The following is a 21,227-nucleotide window of genomic DNA, read 5'->3' as shown; positions in this document are numbered from 1 at the left end:
GAAAGACGCTCGGATCGTTGGCGGATCGCTCGGCGGGAGGAGGCGCGCCGTCACGGCCTGCGCCGTGCGAACGGGCGCGGTTGCGGTGCGCGCCGTTCCAACGCCCTCGTACTCCCCGTGTGTTGACGCATGAGCTCCCTCGAAGACCCCGTGAGCCGGGGAGTCGTCCGCATCGGCCCCGCCGCCGACGGGTATGACGCTGACAGTGCCGGATTCTGGGGCAGTGGCTTCTTCGTCGCCCCCGAATGGGTCGTGACCTGCGCACATGTCGTGGACAAGAGGGTGGGTGCGATGGAGCGGGAGCCAGGGGGCCCAGTCACGGTCACCACCTATGACGACGAGCGGTTCGACGGCGAGATCGCCCATGTCCTGGCCGGTCACGACCTCGCGCTCGTCCGTGTGCCGGGCGCCGACTTCCCCGACTGCCTCTGGCTCAGCGACCGTTCGGCGGCCACCCCCGCCGAGGTCGAGCTGTACGGCTGGACGCAGACGTCGGGGGCGCACGGCGCCGAGGAGTTCGTCTCCGCGACGGCGATGGCCACCGGAGGGCGCCGCAGGAACCCGATGTGGCTCCAGAGCGGCCTTGTGCTGCACGGCTGTTCGGGCGGCCCCGTCATCGACACCCGGCGCGGATCGGTCATCGGCGTCATCAAGGGCAAGAAGCAGGGCGACGTCACCATCGGCCGCGCCGAGTCCGTCACCGCGCTGCGCACGCTCTGCGACCAGGGCGCCGAATCCCTCTGGGCCGAGGTCATCGGCGCCCACGACCGGCACCACCTGCGGCGCTTCGAGGGCTCCGGCGACTGCTGGCCCCGGCTGCACACCCGCCTCGCGCTGGCGCAGGGCCAGCCGCACAGCTTCACACCGCAGTCACGCACCCAGCTGTACGGGCTGTTCTCCGACATCGAACCGCCCTCGGGCCCCGGCCAGGTGCTGCATCTGGTCAACAACACCAGCCGCCGCCTGCTGCGCAGCCCGCAGCGCATCGAGTCCAACGACCCGCGCACCTGGCGCGAGGGCTCCGGCCTGCTCTACGACCCGCGCGAGCACACCGAAGCGACGCTGGCGGGACGGGATCTCGAACAGGAAGCCGTCGTCCTGTACGCCGCGATGGTGTACGGCGCCCTCCGCACGCCCCGCGACACCCCCGGCGCCAAGAAACTCCGCGACTGGGTCGAGACAGCGGCCAACGCCCTGGAGACCGAGGTGATCCGCGAGGAGAGCCTGGCCCTCCTCGCCGGTGACGACCGCCCGGCCGACGCCGCCACTGCCACCGCCGGCGGCCGGCGCGCCGGATCCGGCGAAGCGGCCCACGACGACGTGCTCGTTGTCATCGAGCCCGAGGTCTACGGCACCCACCCCTGGCGCGTGCAGCTGCTGGACTCCGACGGCGGCACGACCACCGTCCGGTACGACGAGGAGGGCGTCCCGCGGGGCGGACTTGAGGCCGCCGTACGCCAGGGGCTGAGCGAGGCACTGGCCCGCGCCGACGCCGGGCAGTATGTCGCGGCCGTCGACTTCCTGCTGCCACGCGCGCTGTTCGACGAGCCCGTCGACGAATGGCGCGCCCGGCTGCCGCGCGCCGACGAACCGCCCAGCGTGCACACCCTCCCGATCGGACTGCGCCGAGTGGTCGCCCTGCGCGACCAGTTGCGCAGGCGCGACGGCGTGACCCCGGAGTGGAACCGCGGCAGACGCGCCACCGACCGCGGGCCGCTGGAAGCCGTACCGCTCTGTTTGGACGTGCCGGACCGGGGGCACACGGCGGAGGTGCCCGAGGGCGAGGAGGCGGCGTACGCGCGGCTGTCGGTGAGCACGGCGGGCGTCGCGGGCGCGTCCCTGCCGGTGTACTGCGCCAGTACGGCCACCGGGCGCGGCTCGCGCGTCCTCACCCGCGCCTTCCACGCCGGCCATGTCGCCGTGCTGTGCCGCCGTACGGCAGAGGACGGGCACGACGACTGCGCCGAGTTCCATCGCAAGGCCGCCCAGTTGGTGCGCGAGGCGCCCACCGGCAGTGAACTGCGCGAGCGCGTACGGGTGTTGCGCAACCTCAGCGCCGACCCCCACAAGTCCGGCCAGGCCGGCCGATCCGACCCGGACACGGCCTGGGCACGGCACATCGTCCTCATCTACGATCCGCCACACAGGCCGACGCTTCTCGACGAACCTCTGCACGCACCGCAGCCATGACAGACAGATGCCCCCAAGTGACCTGCTGCGGACGGGGTAAGGACGACCAGGCGGGGTACGGACGTCCACGATGCCGGGCGCACGCCGGGCTGACATCGATGAGGAGCCTACTGTGAGCGACTGGCGCATCTACCGGGGAGCGGGGCTGCCGCACGACGGTGCGCGGCACTTACCCGATCCGCCCCCCTGGCGGGAGTTCACCGCGCGAAGCCCCGACGGCGCGACAGGCCCCGACAGCCTCGACGGCCCCGACGATCCCGACGGCATGGTCGGTACGCCGGCCGGTTCACCGGGCGCGCCGGACTCCGAAGAGGTGGACAACGCCCGCCGGCTGGGCGTCAAACGCCGCCTCGTGGAGTCCTTCCACCCGCGCCCCGACGAGGTCGAGGCCGTCAACGCCGCGCTCCAGCTGCGCCGTCCGCTGCTGGTCACCGGCAATCCCGGCACCGGCAAGTCGACCCTCGCGCACGCCGTCGCCCACGAACTGCGCCTCGGCCGCGTGCTGCGCTGGCCCATCGTCAGCCGTACCACCCTTCAGGACGGCCTCTATCACTACGACGCGATCGGCCGCCTCCAGGACGTGCAGCTCGACCGGGCGGTGTCCGGCGACGCGGTACGGCAGCCGCCCATCGGGTCGTACATCCGGCTCGGCCCGCTCGGTACGGCACTGCTGCCGTCGGCCGACGGACTGCCCCGCGTGCTGCTCATCGACGAGTTCGACAAGAGCGACATCGACCTGCCGAACGACCTCCTGAACGTCCTGGAGGAGGGCGAGTTCACGATCCGTGAGCTGGAGCGGCGCGTCGAGCGCGAGCCGGCGACCGACGTCCTCACCGACGACGGGACACCGGTGACCGTGACGGGCGGCCGGGTACGGTGCACCGCCTTCCCGTTCATCATCCTCACCTCCAACGGCGAACGGGACTTCCCCGCCGCCCTGTTGCGCCGCTGCATCCAGCTCGACCTCAAACCGCCCGGCGAGAAACAGCTCGCCGCGATGGTCGCGGCGCATCTGGGCGAGGAGGCCCTGGAGGAGGGCGCCGAGCTGATCGAGCGGTTCCTGCAACGCGAGCCCGGCGAGGTCGTGGCCACCGACCAGCTGCTCAACGCGCTCTACGTGACGCAGCGGGCGGCCAACGCCGAGCCGGTCACCCGCAACAGGCTCGCCGAGATGCTGCTCCGCCCTCTCGACCGTCCGAGGTGATGGCGTGACCACCCCCGGCCCGCCCCCCGGCGACGCCGCCGATCCGCCGTCCGGCCCGCACCCCGCCGGGCCGTCCGCAGGAGCGCCCACCGGGCCGGACGGGCTGGCCGAGCTGGTCGGCCGGCTGCGCGCGGCGGGCCGCGACGTGTCGGCCAGAGAGCTGGCCGAGGCCGTCTGGCTGGCGCGTCTGACGGCTCCGCAGCCGCGCACAGGGGATCGTCCGGAGCATCATGAACCTCCGCCCGCCCGGCACACCGGGCCCGACGAGGCCGCCCGGCCGGCCGGCGACGAACCGGAACCCCGGCCCGAGCCGCCGCCCCGCAGCGCCGAACACACCGCGCCGCTGTCCCTCTACGCACCGTCGGGCGGCGACGCCGTCCCGACCAGGTCCTTCCCGATACGGGCCCCCGCCACCGGCGCCGTCTCCGGCCTCCTCGAGCTGCAACGCGCGCTGCGCCCCCTGCGCGGCTACCGCCCGCCCGTCCCCCCGGTCCTCGGCGCGGAACTGGACGAGGAGGCGACCGCCGAGCGCAGCGCCGCCGACGGCTTCCTGCGCCCCGTACGCCGCCCGGCCGCGCACCGGGAGGCCGAGATCCAGCTCCTGATGGACGCCTCCCCGACCGCTTCCGTGTGGCAACTGACCCTGGAACGGCTCCGGCAGGCCTGCGAACGGCTCGGCGCCTTCCGCGACGTGCAGGTGCACTATCTGCACCAGGGACCGGACGGTTCGGCGATGGCCGGCACCGGACCCGACTCGCACCACACCCGGCTGCGCCCCGCCGACCAGCACCGCGACGTCACCGGCCGCAGGCTCACGCTCGTCATCAGCGACTGCGTGGGGCCGCTGTGGCAGTCCGGCGGCGCCCAGCGGCTGCTGCACCGCTGGGCCGAGGTCTCCCAGATCGCCGTCGTGCAGCCGCTGCCGCCGCGCCTGTGGGACCGTACGGCGCTGCCCGCCGATCCGGGGATGCTCGTGCACGAGCCGGGCGTGGGGCGCGGCATGCGGTTCGTCGCCGACGAGCGACACGGCCGCGCCGAGCCGCCCGCCGGCGCGCTCCCGGTGCCCGTCCTGCTGCCGACCGCCCGGGTCCTCGGCGGCTGGGCCGGGCTGCTCGGCGGCACCGGCACCCGTACGATGCGCGGCGCGGCGGGCTGGGTGCTGCCGCGGCACCCGGCGCAGCCCGCGTCGGGCCCGTACGGCGGGGCGCGCACCCCGCAGGCCCGGCTGCGCGACTTCCGCTCCGGCGCGTCGCCCGGCGCGCTCGAACTGGCCGTGCATCTGGCGGCCGTACCGCTCTATCTGCCGGTCATGCAGCTCGTACAGGAGGCGCTGCTCCCCGACACCGGCCCCATGCAACTGGCCGAAGTGCTCCTCGGCGGGCTGCTGGAGCGGCTGCCCGACACCGCCGGTGTGCCCGGACCCCGGTACGACTTCGCGCCCGGCGTACGCGAACTGCTGCTGGAGATGCTCGACCGGGGCGCCGCCGAGCTGGTCCTCAAGTACCTGTCGGAGTACGTCACCCGGCGCTTCGGCAAGGGCATGCGCAACTTCCCGGCGCTGGCCGTCGCCCGCCTCCAGGGACTGGACGCCGGTGAGCCGACGGTGCCGGAGGACCCCGACGGCGGGCCGCAGGCCGACGAGGAGCTGTTCGCGCAGGTCCCCGCGCGGGTGGTGCGCTGGTACCAGCCCGTACGGCCGGTGCCCGGCAGGCTGGACGAGGTGGAGCGGCTGCTCGGCCTGTGGCGCGACCGGCGCGACCGGCAGATGCTCTTCGACGCGCAGGCGCTCGCCGAGGCGGCGCTCGCCGCCGACGGCGACGGGCGCTCCCGCCATCTGCTGGGGCGGGTGCTGTTCGCCCGCGCCAACACGGCGGAGGCGCGCCGCGATCCGGCGGAGGCGCACCGGCTGCTGGTACGCGCCGAGGGGCTGCTCACCGGACACGAGGCGGCGACGGCGGTCGCCCGCGCGGACGTCCGGCACGAGCTGTGGCGCCAGGACGGCGACGTGCGGTGGCTGCGCGCGGCGGTGGCCGGGCTGGCCGAGATGCCCGACGGGGGCGACCTCGCCACGCAGACCGCACGCCGGCTGCGGATGGGCCGGGTCCTGCTCGACCTCGCCAGGACGGAGCCCGAAGGGGAGGACTCCGCCACCGCCACCGCCACTGCCACCGCCGCCGCAGGCGAACTGCGAGGCGCGCTCGCCCTGTTGGACGACCTGGAGGCGCCGCCGCACCGCCGCGCGGGAGCGCTCCTCGACCTCGTGGCCGCGCTGCGGCTGACACGCGAGCACGACACGGCGGAACTGCTGGCCCTCACCGACGCGGCCGAGTCGGCGGCCGAGGACAGCGCCCCACTGCTGCTTCGGACCTGCCGTGAGCGGGCCCGGATCCACCGCGAGATACGGGACTGGGAAGCGGCGGCGACCGCGTACCGGCAGGCCGAGCGCAGCGCGCCGCGCGACAGCCAGGTCATCCGGTGCGAACTCCTCGCCGAATGGGGCGAGATGCTGCTCACCGAGACCCGCCGCCCCGACCGCGCGGAGGGCATCCTGCGCGAAGCCCTCACCAACGTCTCCTCCGACGCACCGCTGCGCTGGCGCCTCCATCTGCTGCTCGGTACGGCCCTGCTGGACCGCTACCGCGGCGACCGCGCGGACAGCGGCTTCCTGCCCGACGTGTACGAGGGCTGCCACAACCTGGAGCTGTCGGCCCGCCGCGCCGCCGACCCGGACACGCGGGCCCGCTCCTGGCTGCAGCTGGCGGGCGCCCGGCTGGAGCTGCCGGAGCCGGAGTCGCACTTCGCCTCGGCGGAGTCGGCCTACGGCCGGGCACTGCGCGAGAACACCGAATCGCCCTCGCTCACGGAGGCCCGCGCGCTGCACGGCCGCGGCGAACTGTACGAGCGGATGGCCCGCCCCTTCGCGGCCCTGTCCGACTTCCGCGCGGCGGACGCCCACTGGCGCCGCCTGGCGGAACAGGGCACGCCGATCCCCCTGGACGAGGCACGGGCGACCCGTGAGCGGGTGGAGGCGTCGCGGCAGGGAGGGGCCGGGGAGCGGGGAACGGGGAGGGCGTGAGCGAACCGACCCGGTCTCACGGGCCGTGTGCGTGCGCGACCGGCACATGCTTCCGCGCGCCCGGCATGCGCTCCCGCCGTGTGTCCCCGAAGTTACGTCCTACGGCCGGAACACCAACTCCCTGTGTGGGGAACGGGTTTCCGAATCGTGGGCCTCGGGAAGAAGAACCCTCACGGCAGCGCTCCCACGGGCGTGCCGTGAACGCAGCGCCGTCCGCCCCGCAGAGCGGTGCTCACGGCGTCTGGTGTGTGCGAGCGCAAGGCGGGACTTTCACCACACGCCCTCGGGGGCATCGGGGAGGAGCAAGAGTGCTGGAGCAACGTGTGGCCGGATCCGCGGGGCAGGTCAGTGGGATTCCCGGCAGCCCTGTGCTCCCCGATCTCACCGGGGTCGATCTGCGCACCCTTCAGGATCTGGACGACGCAGCGCTGACGGCGGCCGTCGAGGACGTGCTCCGCTGTCCCGACTCGCTGACCGATCTGTGGAAAGACGGGCAGTGAAACAGCCCGGTCGGCGTCGGGTTTCGGCCAGTCTCTGCGCGGAGCGGAGGTAATGGCTGCGGCACCGGGGACCCTCGCGGTCCCGCCCGGTGCCCTCGTGCGGCTCGCCGCCACCCGCCAGCGGACACCCGACGTCGACCTGCTGCAGGCCGCCCTGCACAGCCGTCGGCTGGTCCTGCTGAAAGCGCTTCTCACCAGGGTCGAGCGTGCCGGCGTGGCCGCGGACGCCCGAGCCGCGTTCGACCGGGACTGGCGCCTCCTGGAGCGGGCCGAGTCACCCGCGCCCGCCGCCGCCCGCAGGCTCCTCGACTACCCCGCCGTCGGCGGCTGGGTCGTGGACGCCCTCAACGCGCCCGGACCCGACGGCCTCGCCGCCGCCCTCCACCCCCTCGGCGGGATCGCCGTCGCCACGGCACTGCGCACCGGAGCCCGGCTCGACACGGTGCTCCCCACGGCCGACGGGCGTCTCGTCCTGCCCGGCATCGGCGTCCAGGACGCCCGCACACCCCGCGTACGGATCCGCTCCGGCCCGCGCGGTGTGCTGCTCACCCCCGTGGGGTGCTCCGCCCGGTCCGTACTGCTGCGGGCCGACGGCAAAGGGGCGGGGGCCGGTTGGACGTCCCTCGCGGCGCTGCCCGGCAGCGCCGCGCGGCTCGACGACCTCGGCACCGGACACACCCCCGCCGTGGACGTACGGCGGCGGCCCGACCGCGCCGTCTGGCTCAACCGCTGGCGCGCCGCCATCTCCTTACTGGAGTCCGCGGACCCGTGGCGCGCCGCCGAAGTCACCGGTCTCGTACGGTCCGTGGTCCCCATGGCGCCGGTCGACAAAGGCGCCGAGGGCGCGTCCAGCGGAACTCTCAGGGCGACGCCGTGGGCGGTGCACACCGCGCTGCCCGACACCGCCCGGCGATTCGCCGAGGTGCTCGTGCATGAACTGGCCCACAGCAAACTCGCCGTCCTCGCGGACCTCGTGGCGCTGCACCACGCGGACGGCGCGGCCGTCCACCGGGTCGCCTGGCGCGCGGATCCGCGCCCCCTCGACGGTGTACTCCAGGGGACGTACGCGCACCTCGCCCTCGCCGACCTGTGGGCGCGCGTCGCCGACCGCCCCGGTGCGGCACCGGCCGCCCGCCGGGCGGCACGCACCCGCCGTGAGGAGTACCGGGCACAGGTCGCCGACGCGCTCCCGGTCCTGCTGCACAGCCACCAACTCACCGAGCAGGGGGCGCGTTTCGTCGTTTCGATGAAACAGCACCTGACGTCGCTCGGGCAGGTCCCGAATAGCCCGTACGCACTGTCCGATTCCCTGTCCGGTGATGGTGACGTTCGGTAACGTATCTAACGCGCCGTCAGGGAACGGCACAGAACGACAGAGGGATGAGGAGACGCGCGCATGGTCGCTCAGCGGCACCTGGCGGGGGACGGCGGACCCGATCAGGAGTCCCAGCATTTCGTGGTCGCTTTTCCGGGCCATCACCGGCCGTGGGCCACCTGGATCGCGCGCCGGCTCGAAGCCCACGGCCATCGCGTCACGTCCCACCGCTGGGACCCCGATCGCGAACAGCCCCTGGAGGACGCCCTCGGCGACCTCCTGCTGGCAAGAGGCCGGATCCTGCTGGTGCTCAGCGAGTGGTTCTTCCAACTCGGACCGCGCCGTGAGGGCGAGTGGAACGACGTGCTGCGCGGCTTCGTCGCCGACAACGCCGACCGGTTCGCCGCCGTCAATCTGACCAACCGCTCGCTGCTGCCGGCCACCGCAGTCCTGGAACCGGTCGATCTGTGGGGCATCGGCGAACAGGAGGCCGAACGACGCCTGCTGACCCGGCTCTCCCTCGAACCGGCCACGGCCAACGTCGACATGGCCGCCCCCGACTCCCGCTACCCCAGCGACGCACCCGCCGTCTGGGGCGAGGTGCCGCGCCGCAACAACCGCTTCACCGGGCGTGACGAACTGCTCAACCGTGTCCAGGAATCGCTCACCGACGTCGAACCGGGCGCGTCCGTCTGCGCGCTGGTGGGAATGGCGGGCATCGGCAAGACCCAGCTCGCCGCCGAGTACGCCCACCGCTTCAGCCCCGACTACGACGTCGTGTGGTGGGTCAACTCCGACCAGCGCGGCACCCAGCGCGACCGGTTCGGCGAACTGGCACCGGCGCTGGGGCTGCGCAGCGGCTCCGAGCCCGGCGAGCGGATCCGCGCCGTGCGCGACGCGCTGCGCCGCGGCGATCCGCACGGCCGCTGGCTGGTGATCTTCGACGGCTGGGAGGACGTGGAGGAGGCCGCAGCCATGCTGCCCCGCGGCGGCACCGGCCATGTGCTGATCACCTCGCGCAACCACGGCTGGCGCACCGTGGGCGACGTCGTGGAGGTGCCCGTCTTCTCCCGCGCCGAGTCGACCGGCTATCTGATGCGCCGGGCCCCGCACATCACGGCGGCCGAGGCCGACGAGGTCGCCGCCGAGTTCCAGGACCTGCCGCTCCAGATGGCGCACGCGGCGGCACTGCTCGGCGAGTTGCGGATGCCCGTACCGGAATACCTCGACAAGGTCCACAGCGGCGAGATCAACCCTCTCGACGAGGTCTCCGAGCTGGGCGACTACCCCAGCTCCTCCCTCACCTCCTGGTCGATGCTCTTCAACCGGGTCCGTGAGTCCGAGCCGCGCGCCCTCGAACTCCTCAAGCTCTGCGCCTGCTTCGCGCCCGGCCGTATCCCCATCGGACTGGTCCGCAGCGTGAACCCCGCGGACCTGCCCGAGCAGCTGCGCTGGATCGCCGACAACAGCCCGGACTGGCCACGCGCGCTGGACACCCTCGCCAACTACTCGGTCATCATCAAGGATTCACGGAGCGCGTCCGTGTCGGCGGGCCGCGACGCGGGGCCCCGCCAGGAGTCCGTCCACATGCACCGTGTCGTGCACGGCATCGTCAGCCGGCTCACCGCCGGGGACGACCGTGAGATCCACCGCGCCGTGGTCCGCCAGGTCCTCGTCGGCAGCGACCCCGGAGAGCCCTCCGACAGCAGGCAGTGGCCCCGGTACGCCGAGATCCTGCCCCAGCTCGAAACCTCGGGCGCGCTGGAGAGCACCCATCCGCGCACGACCCAGCTCATCCTCAACTGCCTTGAGTACTGCTACAACAGCGGCGAGTACACCGTGGGCATGGACCTGGCCCGGCGGGTCAGGGAGAAGTGGGCCGACCTGTTCGCGCCCGACTCCGAGTACATGCTGGAGCTGACCGCGCAGACCACGGTGATGCTGCGCGCGAGCGGCCGGTTCCACGAGGCGTACGACCGGGACAGCGCGGTCCTCGGTCTCCTGCTGGCCCAGCCGGAGCCCGACCCGGTCAGGCTGATGACGGCCAACAGCGGACTCAGCTCCGACCTGCGGTTCCTGGGCCGCTATCCGGAGTCGTACCGGCTCCAGCGGGACGTCGTCGACGTCGGCCGGGAGCTTCGCGGCGCCGACGAGTGGAACACTCTTCACGCCCAGCACAATCTGGGCGTGGTCCTGCGGCTCCTCGGCCAGTACGAGAAGGCGTACGAGACCGACCTCGACACCCTGCGCAAACGCGAGGCGGTCCTGCGCGCCCGGCACTCCGACACGCTGCACTCCGGCAACGCCTGCGCCCGCGACCTGCGGCTCCTCGGCCGCTACCACGACGCCCTGGCCCGCCAGGAGTTGATCGTGCGGACCCAGATCCAGGTCCTCGGCGAGCGGCACCCGCAGACGTTGTGGGCGCAGCACAACCTCATCCTGTGCAAGCGCAGGGCGGGGTCCCAGGGCGAGGACATCGGTCCGGTGATGGCCGACCTGCTCGCCCGCCACGAGCGGGTGAACGGCAAGGGCCACCACAACAACCTGATGCTCGTCACCGACTACGCCAACTTCCTGCGGGTGCACGGCGATCTGGGCAAGGCCAAGGACCTCCTCGCCGAGGCCGAGGACACCTACCGCACCCTGGTCGGCCAGGCCCACCCCGTACCGACCGGCATGCAGTCCAACGTCGCCCTCCTCATGCAGGCCGAGGGGAACAGGGACGGCGCGCTCGTCCTCTTCGAGCAGGCGCTGACCGGTCTGCGCACCTTGCTCGGCGACGACCACCCGTGGACGCTGGGCTGCGCGCTGAACGCGGCGGGCGGGCGGAATCTGACCGGACGGCTGGAGGAGGCCGCCGAGCTGAGCAGGGAGACGCTGCGGCGCGCCCGTGCCGTGCTGGGCGACGACCATCCGATGACGCTCTCCAGCCAGACGGCGCTCGCCGCCGATCTGCGGGCGCTCCAGCAGCGCGAGGAGGCGGACAAGGTCGAGGAGGACGCGCTCCAGAAGCTGACGCGCACCATGGGCGCGCAGCACCAGCACACGCTGTCGGCGCGCCAGCGGGTGCGGCCCTACTGGGACTTCGAGCCGTATCTGGGCTGAGCGCCCGGCCCCGTACGTACGAGGGCCCGGCACCGCTTCCGCGCGGTGCCGGGCCCTCGTACGTACTGCGTCGGATCAGAGCCGTCAGGCGTCGAACACCTCGGCGCACAGCTGCGCCTGCTCCGCCTGGTGCCGCTTCGCGGAGCCGACCGCCGGCGACGACGACGCGGGCCGCGAGATACGGCGCAGCCGCTCCTCGTGGGGGACGTCGGCGCCGACCGCCAGGTCCAGGTGGTCGATCAGGTTGAGCGCGATGAACGGCCAGGCACCCTGGTTCGCCGGCTCCTCCTGCGCCCACAGGTACTTCTCGGCGTTCGGGTACTTCGCGATCTCCGCCTGGAGCTCCGCGCCCGGCAGCGGGTACAGCCGCTCCAGCCGCACGAGCACGGTGTCCGTCAGACCGCGCTTCTGCCGCTCGGCGTCCAGGTCGTAGTAGACCTTGCCCGCGCAGAAGACGACCTTGCGGACGTCCGCCGGATTGATCGTGCCCGCCTCGGACATCGAGTCGCCGATCACCGGGCGGAAGCCGCCGGTGGTGAACTCCTCGATCTTCGACGTCGCCGCCTTCAGCCGCAGCAGCAGCTTCGGGGTGAAGACGACCAGCGGCTTGTGGTGCGGGTTGTGGACCTGCCAGCGCAGCAGGTGGAAGTAGTTCGACGGCAGGGTCGGCATCGCGACCGTCATGTTGTTCTGCGCGCACACCTGGAGGAAGCGCTCGGGGCGCGCGGACGAGTGGTCCGGGCCCTGGCCCTCGTAGCCGTGCGGCAGCAGCAGGGTGACGCCCGAGGTCTGGCCCCACTTCTGCTCCGCCGAGGAGATGAACTCGTCGACGACGGTCTGCGCCCCGTTGACGAAGTCGCCGAACTGGGCCTCCCACATGACCAGCGACTCCGGGCGGGCCAGCGAGTAGCCGTACTCGAAGCCCATCGCCGCGTACTCGCTCAGCAGCGAGTCGTAGACGTTGTAACGGGCCTGGTCGTCGGCCAGGTAGAGCAGCGGGGTGTAGTCCTCGCCGGTCTCCTGGTCCACCAGCACCGCGTGGCGCTGGCCGAACGTGCCGCGGCGGGTGTCCTGGCCCGACAGCCGGACCGGAGTGCCCTCCATCAGCAGCGAGCCGATGGCCAGGGTCTCGCCGGTGCCCCAGTCGATCGTGCCGTCCTCCACCGACGCCGCGCGGCGCTGCATCTGCGGCATCAGCCGCGGGTGCACCGTGATGTGGTCGGGGATGTTGACCTGGGACTCGGCGATCCGCTTGACGACCTCCTGCGAGATGGCCGTCGTGACCGCGACCGGGAACTCCGCCTGGGCGTCCGGGACATGGGCCGGGACCGGGTGCGACGTGGCCTCGCGGACCTCGGCGAACACCTTCTCCAGCTGGCCCTGGAAGTCCTGGAGCGCCTGCTCGGCCTCTTCCAGCGTGATGTCGCCGCGGCCGATCAGCGACTCGGTGTAGAGCTTGCGCACCGAGCGCTTCTTGTCGATCAGGGTGACCATCTGCGGGTTGGTGAACTGCGGGTTGTCGCCCTCGTTGTGACCGCGGCGGCGGTAGCAGATGAGGTCGATCACGACGTCCTTGTTGAACGTCTGGCGGAACTCGAACGCGAGCCGCGCCACCCGCACGCACGCCTCGGGGTCGTCACCGTTGACGTGGATGATCGGCGCCTCGATCATGCGCGCGACGTCCGTCGCGTACATCGAGGAGCGCGAGGCCTCCGGGGCGGCGGTGAAGCCGACCTGGTTGTTGATCACCACATGCACCGTGCCGCCGGTGCGGTAGCCGCGCAGCTGCGACATGTTGAGCGTCTCGGCGACGACACCCTGGCCCGCGAAGGCCGCGTCACCGTGCAGCGCGACGGGCAGCACGGTGAAGTCCGTGCCCGCCTTGTTGATGATGTCCTGCTTGGCGCGCGCGATGCCTTCGAGGACCGGGTCGACCGCCTCCAGGTGCGAGGGGTTCGCGGCCAGCGAGACCTTGATCTGCTCGCCGTCGAGACCGGTGAACGTGCCCTCGGCGCCCAGGTGGTACTTCACGTCGCCGGAGCCGTGCATCGACTTCGGGTCGAGGTTGCCCTCGAACTCGCGGAAGATCTGCGCGTACGACTTGCCGACGATGTTCGCCAGGACGTTGAGCCGGCCGCGGTGGGCCATGCCGATGACGACCTCGTCGAGCCGCGACTCGGCCGCCGAGTCGATGACCGCGTCGAGCAGCGGGATGACGGACTCGCCGCCCTCCAGCGAGAACCGCTTCTGGCCGACGTACTTGGTCTGGAGGAACGTCTCGAACGCCTCGGCCGCGTTGAGCCTGCGCAGGATCCGCAGCTGCTCCTCGCGCTCCGGCTTGGTGTTGGAGCGCTCGATACGGTCCTGGAGCCACTTGCGCTGCTTCGGGTCCTGGATGTGCATGAACTCGACGCCGGTGGTGCGGCAGTACGAGTTGCGCAGCACGCCCAGGATGTCGCGCAGCTTCATCATCGACTGGCCGGCGAAGCCGCCGACCGCGAACTCCCGCTCCAGGTCCCACAGGGTGAGGCCGTGCTCGGTGATGTCCAGGTCGGGGTGCTTGCGCTGGCGGTACTCCAACGGGTCGGTGTCGGCCATGACATGGCCGCGCACCCGGTAGGAGTGGATCAGCTCGAAGACCCGCGCGGGCTTCGTGACGTCCTCGTCGTGCGAGGCGTCGATGTCCTTGAGCCAGCGGACCGGCTCGTAGGGGATCCGGAGCGCCTGGAAGATCTCGTCGTAGAACTCGTTCTCGCCGAGCAGCAGTTGGCTGACGATCCGCAGGAACTCGCCGGAGGCGGCGCCCTGGATGACGCGGTGGTCGTACGTGGAGGTCAGCGTCATGACCTTGGAGATGCCCAGCTTGTTCAGGGTGTCCTGCGAGGTGCCCTGGAACTCCGCCGGGTAGTCCATCGAGCCGACGCCCATGATGACCGACTGACCGGGCATCAGTCTCGGCACGGAGTGCACCGTGCCGAGACCGCCGGGGTTGGTCAGCGAGACGGTGACGCCGGTGAAGTCGTCCATCGTCAGCTTGTTGTTGCGGGCGCGGCGGACGATGTCCTCGTACGCCTGCCAGAACTCGAAGAAGTTGAGCGTCTCGGCCTTCTTGATGCCCGCGACGACGAGCTGCCGGTCGCCGTTCGGCTTCACCAGGTCGATGGCCAGACCGAAGTTGATGTGCTCCGGCTTGACCAGGGTGGGCTTGCCGTCCCTCTCGGCGAAGGAGTAATTCATCGACGGCATGGCCTTGATGGCCTGCACCATCGCGTACCCGATGAGGTGCGTGAAGGAGATCTTGCCGCCGCGCGCCCGCTTCAGGTGGTTGTTGATGACGATGCGGTTGTCGAAGAGGAGCTTCACCGGGACGGCGCGCACGGACGTGGCCGTGGGCAGTTCCAGCGACGCGTTCATGTTCTTCGCGACAGCGGCCGACGGGCCGCGCAGCGTCACGTACTCGGGTCCCGTGGGCTTCTCGGCAGGCTCTTCCACCGGCTTGGCCGCGGTCTTGGCGGCGGTCTTGGCGGCGGGAGCGGCCTTCGCCGGCGCGGGGGCAGCGGCGGCGGGCCTCGCCGGAGCGGCGGGGGCGGCGGCGGGCGCCTGGGTCTCGGCCTTGGGGGCCTGGGCCTGCGCGGGCGCGGCTGCCACAGGCTTCGCCGGGGCGGCGGGAGCCGTGGTGGTGGCGGTGGTCGTGGCGGTCGGTGCGGCGCTCACAGCAGCCCCCGCGGCTGCGGTGGATGTCGCGGCCGGCTCCGGGGATTTGTCCGCCGCACCGGTCGTGCCCGGCTTGTAGTCGGCGAAGAAGTCCCACCAGGCACGGTCGACCGAATTCGGGTCCTGGAGGTACTGCTGGTAGATCTCGTCGACGAGCCACTCATTGGGCCCGAAGGCGGCGGCAGGATTCTGGTCCTGCCCCGTCCGGTCGGTCGAGACGCTTGAGTTACTGGGGGACTGAGACGACACGGCGGCAACCGCCCTCTTCCGCTTCACAAGGTGATGGACAGCGGGAATCAAGGCTACGCCTACCGGACCGAGAGGAGCAGACCGGGCGGGGGAACGTCATGCAAGTCACACCGGAAGGCGGGTTTCGGCGCAGGAATTGGCGGGAAACAAGCCAGGTTTCCTAGAGCTGTCCTCGGAACTGTGGACGCACCATGCCGGTGATACCGCCTTTTCGGCCCCTGAACAGGGTCCGCGTCGGCGTCGCCCGAGCGAATACCTCATGGAACGAGGTCTTCCGGTGCCTCCGGTTCGAACCCTACGTCAACCCCGCGCCCGAGGGATTCCCGGAAGTGTCACCTGGATGAGACACCCGCGCATGGATTCGGCCACCCCGATGCGCCCGCCGTGCAGATCCACCGCCCAACTCGCGATCGCCAGCCCCAGCCCCGTACCGCCGTCACTGCCCGGCCCGTGCGGCGACGGTGAGCTGCCCCGGTTGAAGCGCTCGAAGACCCGGTGCCGCTCCGGCTCCGGGATACCCGGCCCCTCGTCCTGGATCTCCAGATCCAGCGACTCCGGCCCGTGCCCGCGCCGCGCCCGCACCGTCACCCGGCCGTGCGGCGGGCTGTGCTTGACCGCGTTGTCGATCAGATTCGCCACCACCTGGTGCAGCCGCTCCGCGTCCGCGTGCGCCGTCAGCTCCGGCGGCGACACATCCAGATGCAGATGGACGTCCGTACGGGTGTGGTTGCCCGACCCCGAACTGAGACCGCGCTGCGACGCCGCGAGATTGGCCTCCTTCAGCACCCCGGACAGATACGGCCACACCTCGAAACGCCGCGCCTTGAGCGGCAGCACGCCGTTGTCGAGCCGGGAGAGGTCCAGCAGCGTCTCGACCAGCCTGCCCAGACGCTCGGTCTGCTTCAGCGCCGTACGCATCGTCTCGGGGTCCGCGGCGGACACCCCGTCCACCACGTTCTCCAGCACGGCGCGCAGCGCGGCGATCGGGGTGCGCAGCTCGTGCGAGACGTTGGCGACCAGCTCCTTGCGGTGCCGGTCCACGGCCTCCAGGTCGTCCGCCATGCGGTTGATGGTGGAGGCGAGGTCGCCCAGCTCGTCACGGCGGTCGGCGCCGCTGACACGCCGGGTGTAGTCGCCGTGCGAGATGCCCTTCGCGACGGTGTTCATCTCGTCCAGCGGGGCCGTCAGACCGTGCGCCACGAACTGCGTTATCAGCAGCGTCGCGATCATGGAGAAGACCGTGATGAAGCGCAGCTCGGTCTCGGTGCGCAGCGCCACCATCAGCAGGCCCGTGGTGATCAGTACGGAGACCACGACGAGCATGCCGAGCTTGGTCTTGATGGAGAACGGCCGCAGACCGCCGTCGTCCGGCCCGCCGAGCGCCCCGTGGCCGGCCCTGATCCGGGCCGGGCCCTTGCGCGCGGGACGCGGGACGCGGCCCGCACGCAAGGGGCCCTCGTCCTGTTCGCCGCGCCCGCCCGGCGACCGGCTCATGGTGCCGGTGTCTCCAGCGCGTAGCCCACACCGTGCACCGTACGGATCCGCTCGGCGCCGATCTTGCGGCGCAGCGCCTTGATGTGGCTGTCGACCGTGCGGGTGCCCGAGGCGTCCGCCCAGTCCCACACCTCGGCCAGCAGCTGCTCGCGCGAGAGCACGGCGCGCGGCGTGTTCGCCAGGCAGACCAGCAGGTCGAACTCGGTGGGTGTCAGATGGACGTCCTCGGCGCGCACCCGCACCCGGCGCTGCGCGTGGTCGATCTCCAGCTCGCCCAGGCGCAGGATGCCGCTGCGCGGCGTCACGGCGGCCAGCGCCGCGCGCTCCACGCGGCGCAGCAGCACATGCACCCGCGCCGCCAGCTCCCGCATCGAGAACGGCTTGGTCATGTAGTCGTCGGCCCCGACACCGAGCCCCACGAGCATGTCGGTCTCGTCGTCGCGCGCCGTCAGCATGAGCACCGGCACCGGACGCTGCGCCTGGACGCGGCGGCAGACCTCCAGCCCGTCGAAGCCCGGCAGCATCACGTCGAGCACCATCAGATCCGGCTGCCACGCCTCGGCGGCGTCCACCGCGGCCGGGCCGTCGACGGCGGTCTGGACGACGAAGCCCTCGGCGCGCAGCCGGGCCGCGATGGCGTCCACGATCGTCGCGTCGTCCTCGACAACGAGCACCCGGCGCTGCGCTCCGGGTGTGGCCGCGACCCCGTTCTGGCTGGTGTGTGTCTGCTCCATCGCCCCGCCCCTGGTACGTTCCGCGATCCGTGTTCCTCGATCTACGTCCCGTATGCAAATGTAGATCCCGTGTGTGGGGAGCAGCGTAGAGGCACCGGAGGGTTCCCGGCTACGCAGGGCGAATGCCGAGATGGACCACGTCAGGCACTCCTCGGGCAACTGTGATCTCTTCGGTCGTTACCGCTCTGAAACCGGCATTCCGCAGCGCATCCTCGAAGGCGGGGGAGGGCTGCGCGGACCACACGGCGAGGACTCCGCCGGGGTTGAGCCGCGCCAGACAGCCGGCCAGTCCGCCGGGTGTGTACAGGCCCGCGTTCTCGTCGGTGACGGTCCAGCCGGGCCCGTTGTCGATGTCGAGGCAGAGGGCGTCGTAACGGTCGAAGTCGTGGCCGGTGGCCTCCGCGACCTCTGTGACCTCGGGCGTCGTACGGATGTACTCGACCAGGTCGGTGTGGAGGATCACAGTGCGCGGGTCGCCGAGCGCGGCGCCGGAGATCCGGGCGAGCGGTCCCTCGTGGTGCCAGTCGATGACGGCCTGCTCGCGTTCGACCACCACGATCCGGCCCCAGCGGTCGTCGGCCGCGGCGTGCGCGAGCGAGAAGCCGACGCCCAGGCCGCCGATGAGGACGGACGGCAGGCCGTCGCGGCGGTCGGGGGCGAGTGCGGTCTGCGCGGCGTCGATCAGCAGTCGCTCGGAGCGGCCGTCGGAGGTGTCCATCAGGAACGTGCCGTTGGCGATGATCTCGTAGATGTCGGCGCCACCGGCGTCGGTGCCCGGCCGCCTCCTCAGGACGACCTCGCCGTACGGGCCGTCACGCCGGTCGAGGGTGACGGGGCGGCCGTCGGTCGCGTCGGGCAGGGGGTCGGGCACGGGCGCGTCTCCTCTGGTTCTGCGGCTGACCGGCGGTTCTGCGTGCCGACCGGTCGGGCGCCATCCTCGCGGGGTGCGCGGGGCGCGGACAAACCGGGGCCGGGATCGCTCAGAGCGAACACCCGCCCCGGGTATCCGGGGAACAACGACGGGCTCATAAGCATTGAGCCCACATAGCTCAACTTTTTACTGCCGAAGGGGAGACCATGGCTGCCACGTCCACACCGCTCACCCTGCCCGTGCTGCCGCTCGACGACGAGGTCGTGCTGCCCGGAATGGTGGTGCCGCTGGACCTGTCCGACACCGAAGTACGCGCCGCCGTCGAAGCCGCCCAGGCAGCCGCCCGCGACGACTCCGACGGGGGGAAGCCGAAGGTGCTGCTCGTGCCGCGCCTCGACGGGGCATACGCGGGGACCGGCGTCCTCGGGACCGTCGAGCAGGTCGGCAGGCTCTCCGACGGCGACCCCGGCGCCCTGATCCGCGGCAGGGGCCGCGTCAGGATCGGCGCCGGTACGACCGGGCCCGGCCGGGCCCTGTGGGTGGAGGGCCTGCATGTCGAGGAGACCGTGCCCGACCCGCTGCCCGGTTCCGTCACCGAACTGATCAAGGAATACAAGGCTCTCGCCACCGACTGGCTGAAGAAGCGCGGCGCCTGGCAGGTCGTGGACCGGGTCCAGCAGATCGACGACGTCTCGCAGCTCGCCGACAACGCCGGCTACTCGCCGTTCCTCAGCACGGCCCAGAAGGTCGAGCTGCTGGAGACCGCCGATCCGGTGACCCGGCTCAAGATGGCGACCGACCAGCTCCGCGAGCACTTCGCCGAGCAGGACGTCGCCGAGTCCATCGCCAAGGACGTCCAGGAGGGCGTCGACAAGCAGCAGCGCGAGTTCCTGCTGCGGCGCCAGCTCGAAGCCGTACGCAAGGAACTGTCCGAGCTGAACGGCGACGCCGCCGACGAGTCCGACGACTACCGCTCCCGCGTGGAGGCAGCCGACCTGCCCGAGCACGTCCGTGAGGCCGCGCTCAAGGAGGTCGACAAGCTGGAGCGGTCGTCCGACCAGAGCCCCGAGGGCTCGTGGATCCGCACCTGGCTGGACACCGTCCTCGAACTGCCGTGGAACGAGCGGTCCAAGGACGCGTACGACATCCGGGGCGCCCAGCGTGTCCTGGACGCCGAGCACGCCGGCCTGGACGACGTGAAGGAACGCATCACGGAGTATCTGGCCGTCCGCAAGCGCCGCGACGACCGCGGTCTCGGTGTGGTCGGAGGCCGCCGGGGCGGCGCCGTCCTCGCCCTTGTCGGCCCGCCCGGCGTCGGCAAGACCTCTCTGGGCGAGTCCGTCGCGCACGCCATGGGACGCTCCTTCGTCCGTGTCGCGCTCGGCGGTGTCCGGGACGAGGCGGAGATCCGGGGCCACCGGCGTACGTACGTGGGCGCCCTTCCGGGCCGTATCGTCCGGGCGATCAAGGAGGCCGGTTCGATGAACCCGGTCGTCCTGCTCGACGAGATCGACAAGGTCGGCTCCGACTACCGGGGCGACCCGGCCGCCGCCCTCCTCGAAGTCCTCGACCCGGCGCAGAACCACACCTTCCGCGACCACTACCTGGAGGTCGAACTCGACCTCTCCGACGTGGTCTTCCTCGCCACCGCGAACGTGCTGGAGGCCATCCCGGAGGCCCTGCTGGACCGGATGGAGCTGGTCCGCCTCGACGGCTACACCGAGGACGAGAAGGTCGTCATCGCACGCGACCACCTGCTGCCCAGGCAGCTGGAGCGGGCCGGTCTGGAGACCGGTGAGGTCACGCTGGAGGACGAGGCGCTGCGCAAGCTGGCGGGCGAGTACACCCGCGAAGCGGGCGTACGTAACCTGGAGCGCTCCATCGCCCGGCTGCTCCGCAAGGTCGCCGCGCAGCACGAGCTGGGCGAGCGCGAACTGCCCTTCTCCGTAGGAGACGGCGATCTGCGCGGCCTCATCGGCCGGCCGCACCATGTGCCCGAGTCCGCCCAGGATCCGGCCGAGCGCCGCACCGCGGTGCCGGGCGTGGCCACGGGGCTGGCCGTCACCGGCGCGGGCGGGGACGTCCTCTTCGTGGAGGCGTCGCTGGCCGACCCGGAGACGGGCGGTTCGGGGCTGACCCTGACCGGCCAGCTGGGTGACGTCATGAAGGAGTCGGCGCAGATCGCACTCTCCTTCCTGCGCTCGCACGGCGCCGAACTGGAGCTGCCGGTCGCCGACCTGAAGGACAGGGGCGTGCACATCCACTTCCCGGCGGGCGCGGTGCCCAAGGACGGCCCGAGCGCGGGCATCACGATGACGACGGCGCTCGCCTCGCTGCTGAGCGGACGTCAGGTCCGTACGGATGTCGCCATGACCGGTGAGGTGTCACTGACCGGGCGTGTGCTGCCCATCGGCGGCCTGAAGCAGAAGCTGCTGGCCGCGCACCGGGCGGGCATCACGACGGTCGTGATCCCGAAGCGCAACGAGGCGGACCTGGACGACGTCCCCGCCGAGATCCTTCAGAAGCTGGAGGTCCACCCGGTGACGGATGTGCGCCAGGTCCTGGAGATCGCGCTCTCGTCGGCGTCCTCGTCCGCGACGGCGCCGGCGGAGATGCCGGTCGCGGCGTAACGGCCAGGCCTCGCACGAGGGGTGGGCCCCCCGCCCCCCGGGGCGGGGGGGCCCCCCCGGGACACCCCCGAATACGCCGGGGGGCCGGCCGCGGCCGCGCCGCCCTGTCCCGGGGGGGGCGCGGGGGGGGGGGGCGGGGGGGCGG

At 72.0% G+C, this 21,227-nt stretch carries 11 protein-coding genes; 7 read left to right on the top strand and 4 right to left on the bottom strand.

The window, feature by feature from the left end:
• Window positions 1-129 precede the first annotated feature (129 nt).
• From ACIBLA_RS33525 to fxsT, 6 genes are all read left to right on the top strand, one after another.
• Complete coding sequence (locus ACIBLA_RS33525; protein WP_399200809.1) at window positions 130-2,190, top strand: trypsin-like peptidase domain-containing protein; 2,061 nt, start codon at window positions 130-132, stop codon at window positions 2,188-2,190.
• A 112-nt stretch (window positions 2,191-2,302) separates the two neighbouring features.
• Entirely contained in the window at window positions 2,303-3,394 is a 1,092-nt protein-coding gene (locus ACIBLA_RS33520; protein WP_399200808.1) for an AAA family ATPase, read from the top strand.
• A 4-nt stretch (window positions 3,395-3,398) separates the two neighbouring features.
• Complete coding sequence (locus ACIBLA_RS33515; protein ID WP_399200807.1) at window positions 3,399-6,470, top strand: SAV_2336 N-terminal domain-related protein; 3,072 nt, start codon at window positions 3,399-3,401, stop codon at window positions 6,468-6,470.
• A gap of 308 nt (window positions 6,471-6,778) precedes the next feature.
• On the top strand, window positions 6,779-6,970 hold the full coding sequence (locus tag ACIBLA_RS33510) for a hypothetical protein (RefSeq protein WP_363241246.1): 192 nt from the start codon (window positions 6,779-6,781) through the stop codon (window positions 6,968-6,970).
• Between the two features lie 52 nt (window positions 6,971-7,022).
• Entirely contained in the window at window positions 7,023-8,306 is a 1,284-nt protein-coding gene (locus ACIBLA_RS33505; protein ID WP_399200806.1) for an aKG-HExxH-type peptide beta-hydroxylase, read from the top strand.
• A 60-nt stretch (window positions 8,307-8,366) separates the two neighbouring features.
• Window positions 8,367-11,390, top strand: coding sequence for an FxSxx-COOH system tetratricopeptide repeat protein (fxsT, locus tag ACIBLA_RS33500; RefSeq protein ID WP_363241248.1), 3,024 nt, complete (start codon window positions 8,367-8,369; stop codon window positions 11,388-11,390).
• Between the two features lie 84 nt (window positions 11,391-11,474).
• Here fxsT and ACIBLA_RS33495 read toward each other — a convergent pair whose 3' ends face one another.
• From ACIBLA_RS33495 to ACIBLA_RS33480, 4 genes are all read right to left on the bottom strand, one after another.
• Window positions 11,475-15,353 carry a multifunctional oxoglutarate decarboxylase/oxoglutarate dehydrogenase thiamine pyrophosphate-binding subunit/dihydrolipoyllysine-residue succinyltransferase subunit gene (locus tag ACIBLA_RS33495; protein ID WP_399200805.1) on the bottom strand — a complete coding sequence of 1,293 codons (3,879 nt, stop codon included), beginning with the start codon at window positions 15,351-15,353 and terminating at the stop codon, window positions 11,475-11,477.
• 300 nt (window positions 15,354-15,653) lie between these two features.
• Window positions 15,654-16,676: an ATP-binding protein gene (locus tag ACIBLA_RS33490; RefSeq protein WP_363241350.1), complete on the bottom strand. Its 1,023-nt coding sequence runs from the start codon at window positions 16,674-16,676 to the stop codon at window positions 15,654-15,656.
• 167 nt (window positions 16,677-16,843) lie between these two features.
• Window positions 16,844-17,581, bottom strand: coding sequence for a response regulator transcription factor (locus tag ACIBLA_RS33485; RefSeq protein ID WP_078075112.1), 738 nt, complete (start codon window positions 17,579-17,581; stop codon window positions 16,844-16,846).
• 109 nt (window positions 17,582-17,690) lie between these two features.
• Window positions 17,691-18,440: a spermidine synthase gene (locus ACIBLA_RS33480; protein WP_399200827.1), complete on the bottom strand. Its 750-nt coding sequence runs from the start codon at window positions 18,438-18,440 to the stop codon at window positions 17,691-17,693.
• A 218-nt stretch (window positions 18,441-18,658) separates the two neighbouring features.
• On the opposite strand from ACIBLA_RS33480, the gene lon reads away from it, so the two are divergent.
• Complete coding sequence (gene lon, locus ACIBLA_RS33475) at window positions 18,659-21,082, top strand: endopeptidase La (protein ID WP_363241251.1); 2,424 nt, start codon at window positions 18,659-18,661, stop codon at window positions 21,080-21,082.
• The last annotated feature ends 145 nt before the right edge of the window (window positions 21,083-21,227 follow it).

The sequence above is a fragment of the Streptomyces sp. NPDC050433 genome, from assembly GCF_044458565.1.
GTDB lineage: Bacteria > Actinomycetota > Actinomycetes > Streptomycetales > Streptomycetaceae > Streptomyces.
Note: the sequence above shows the minus strand (reverse complement) of the source record. Positions and strands in the feature narration are given on the sequence as shown.

Coding starts and splice junctions, on each gene's coding strand:
- ACIBLA_RS33525 (WP_399200809.1), top strand. CDS start 130: ATGAGCTCCCTCGAAGACCCCGTGAGCCGGGGAGTCGTCCGCATCGGC.
- ACIBLA_RS33505 (WP_399200806.1), top strand. CDS start 7,023: ATGGCTGCGGCACCGGGGACCCTCGCGGTCCCGCCCGGTGCCCTCGTG.
- fxsT (WP_363241248.1), top strand. CDS start 8,367: ATGGTCGCTCAGCGGCACCTGGCGGGGGACGGCGGACCCGATCAGGAG.
- ACIBLA_RS33490 (WP_363241350.1), bottom strand. CDS start 16,676: ATGCTCGTCGTGGTCTCCGTACTGATCACCACGGGCCTGCTGATGGTG.
- ACIBLA_RS33485 (WP_078075112.1), bottom strand. CDS start 17,581: ATGGAGCAGACACACACCAGCCAGAACGGGGTCGCGGCCACACCCGGA.
- lon (WP_363241251.1), top strand. CDS start 18,659: ATGGCTGCCACGTCCACACCGCTCACCCTGCCCGTGCTGCCGCTCGAC.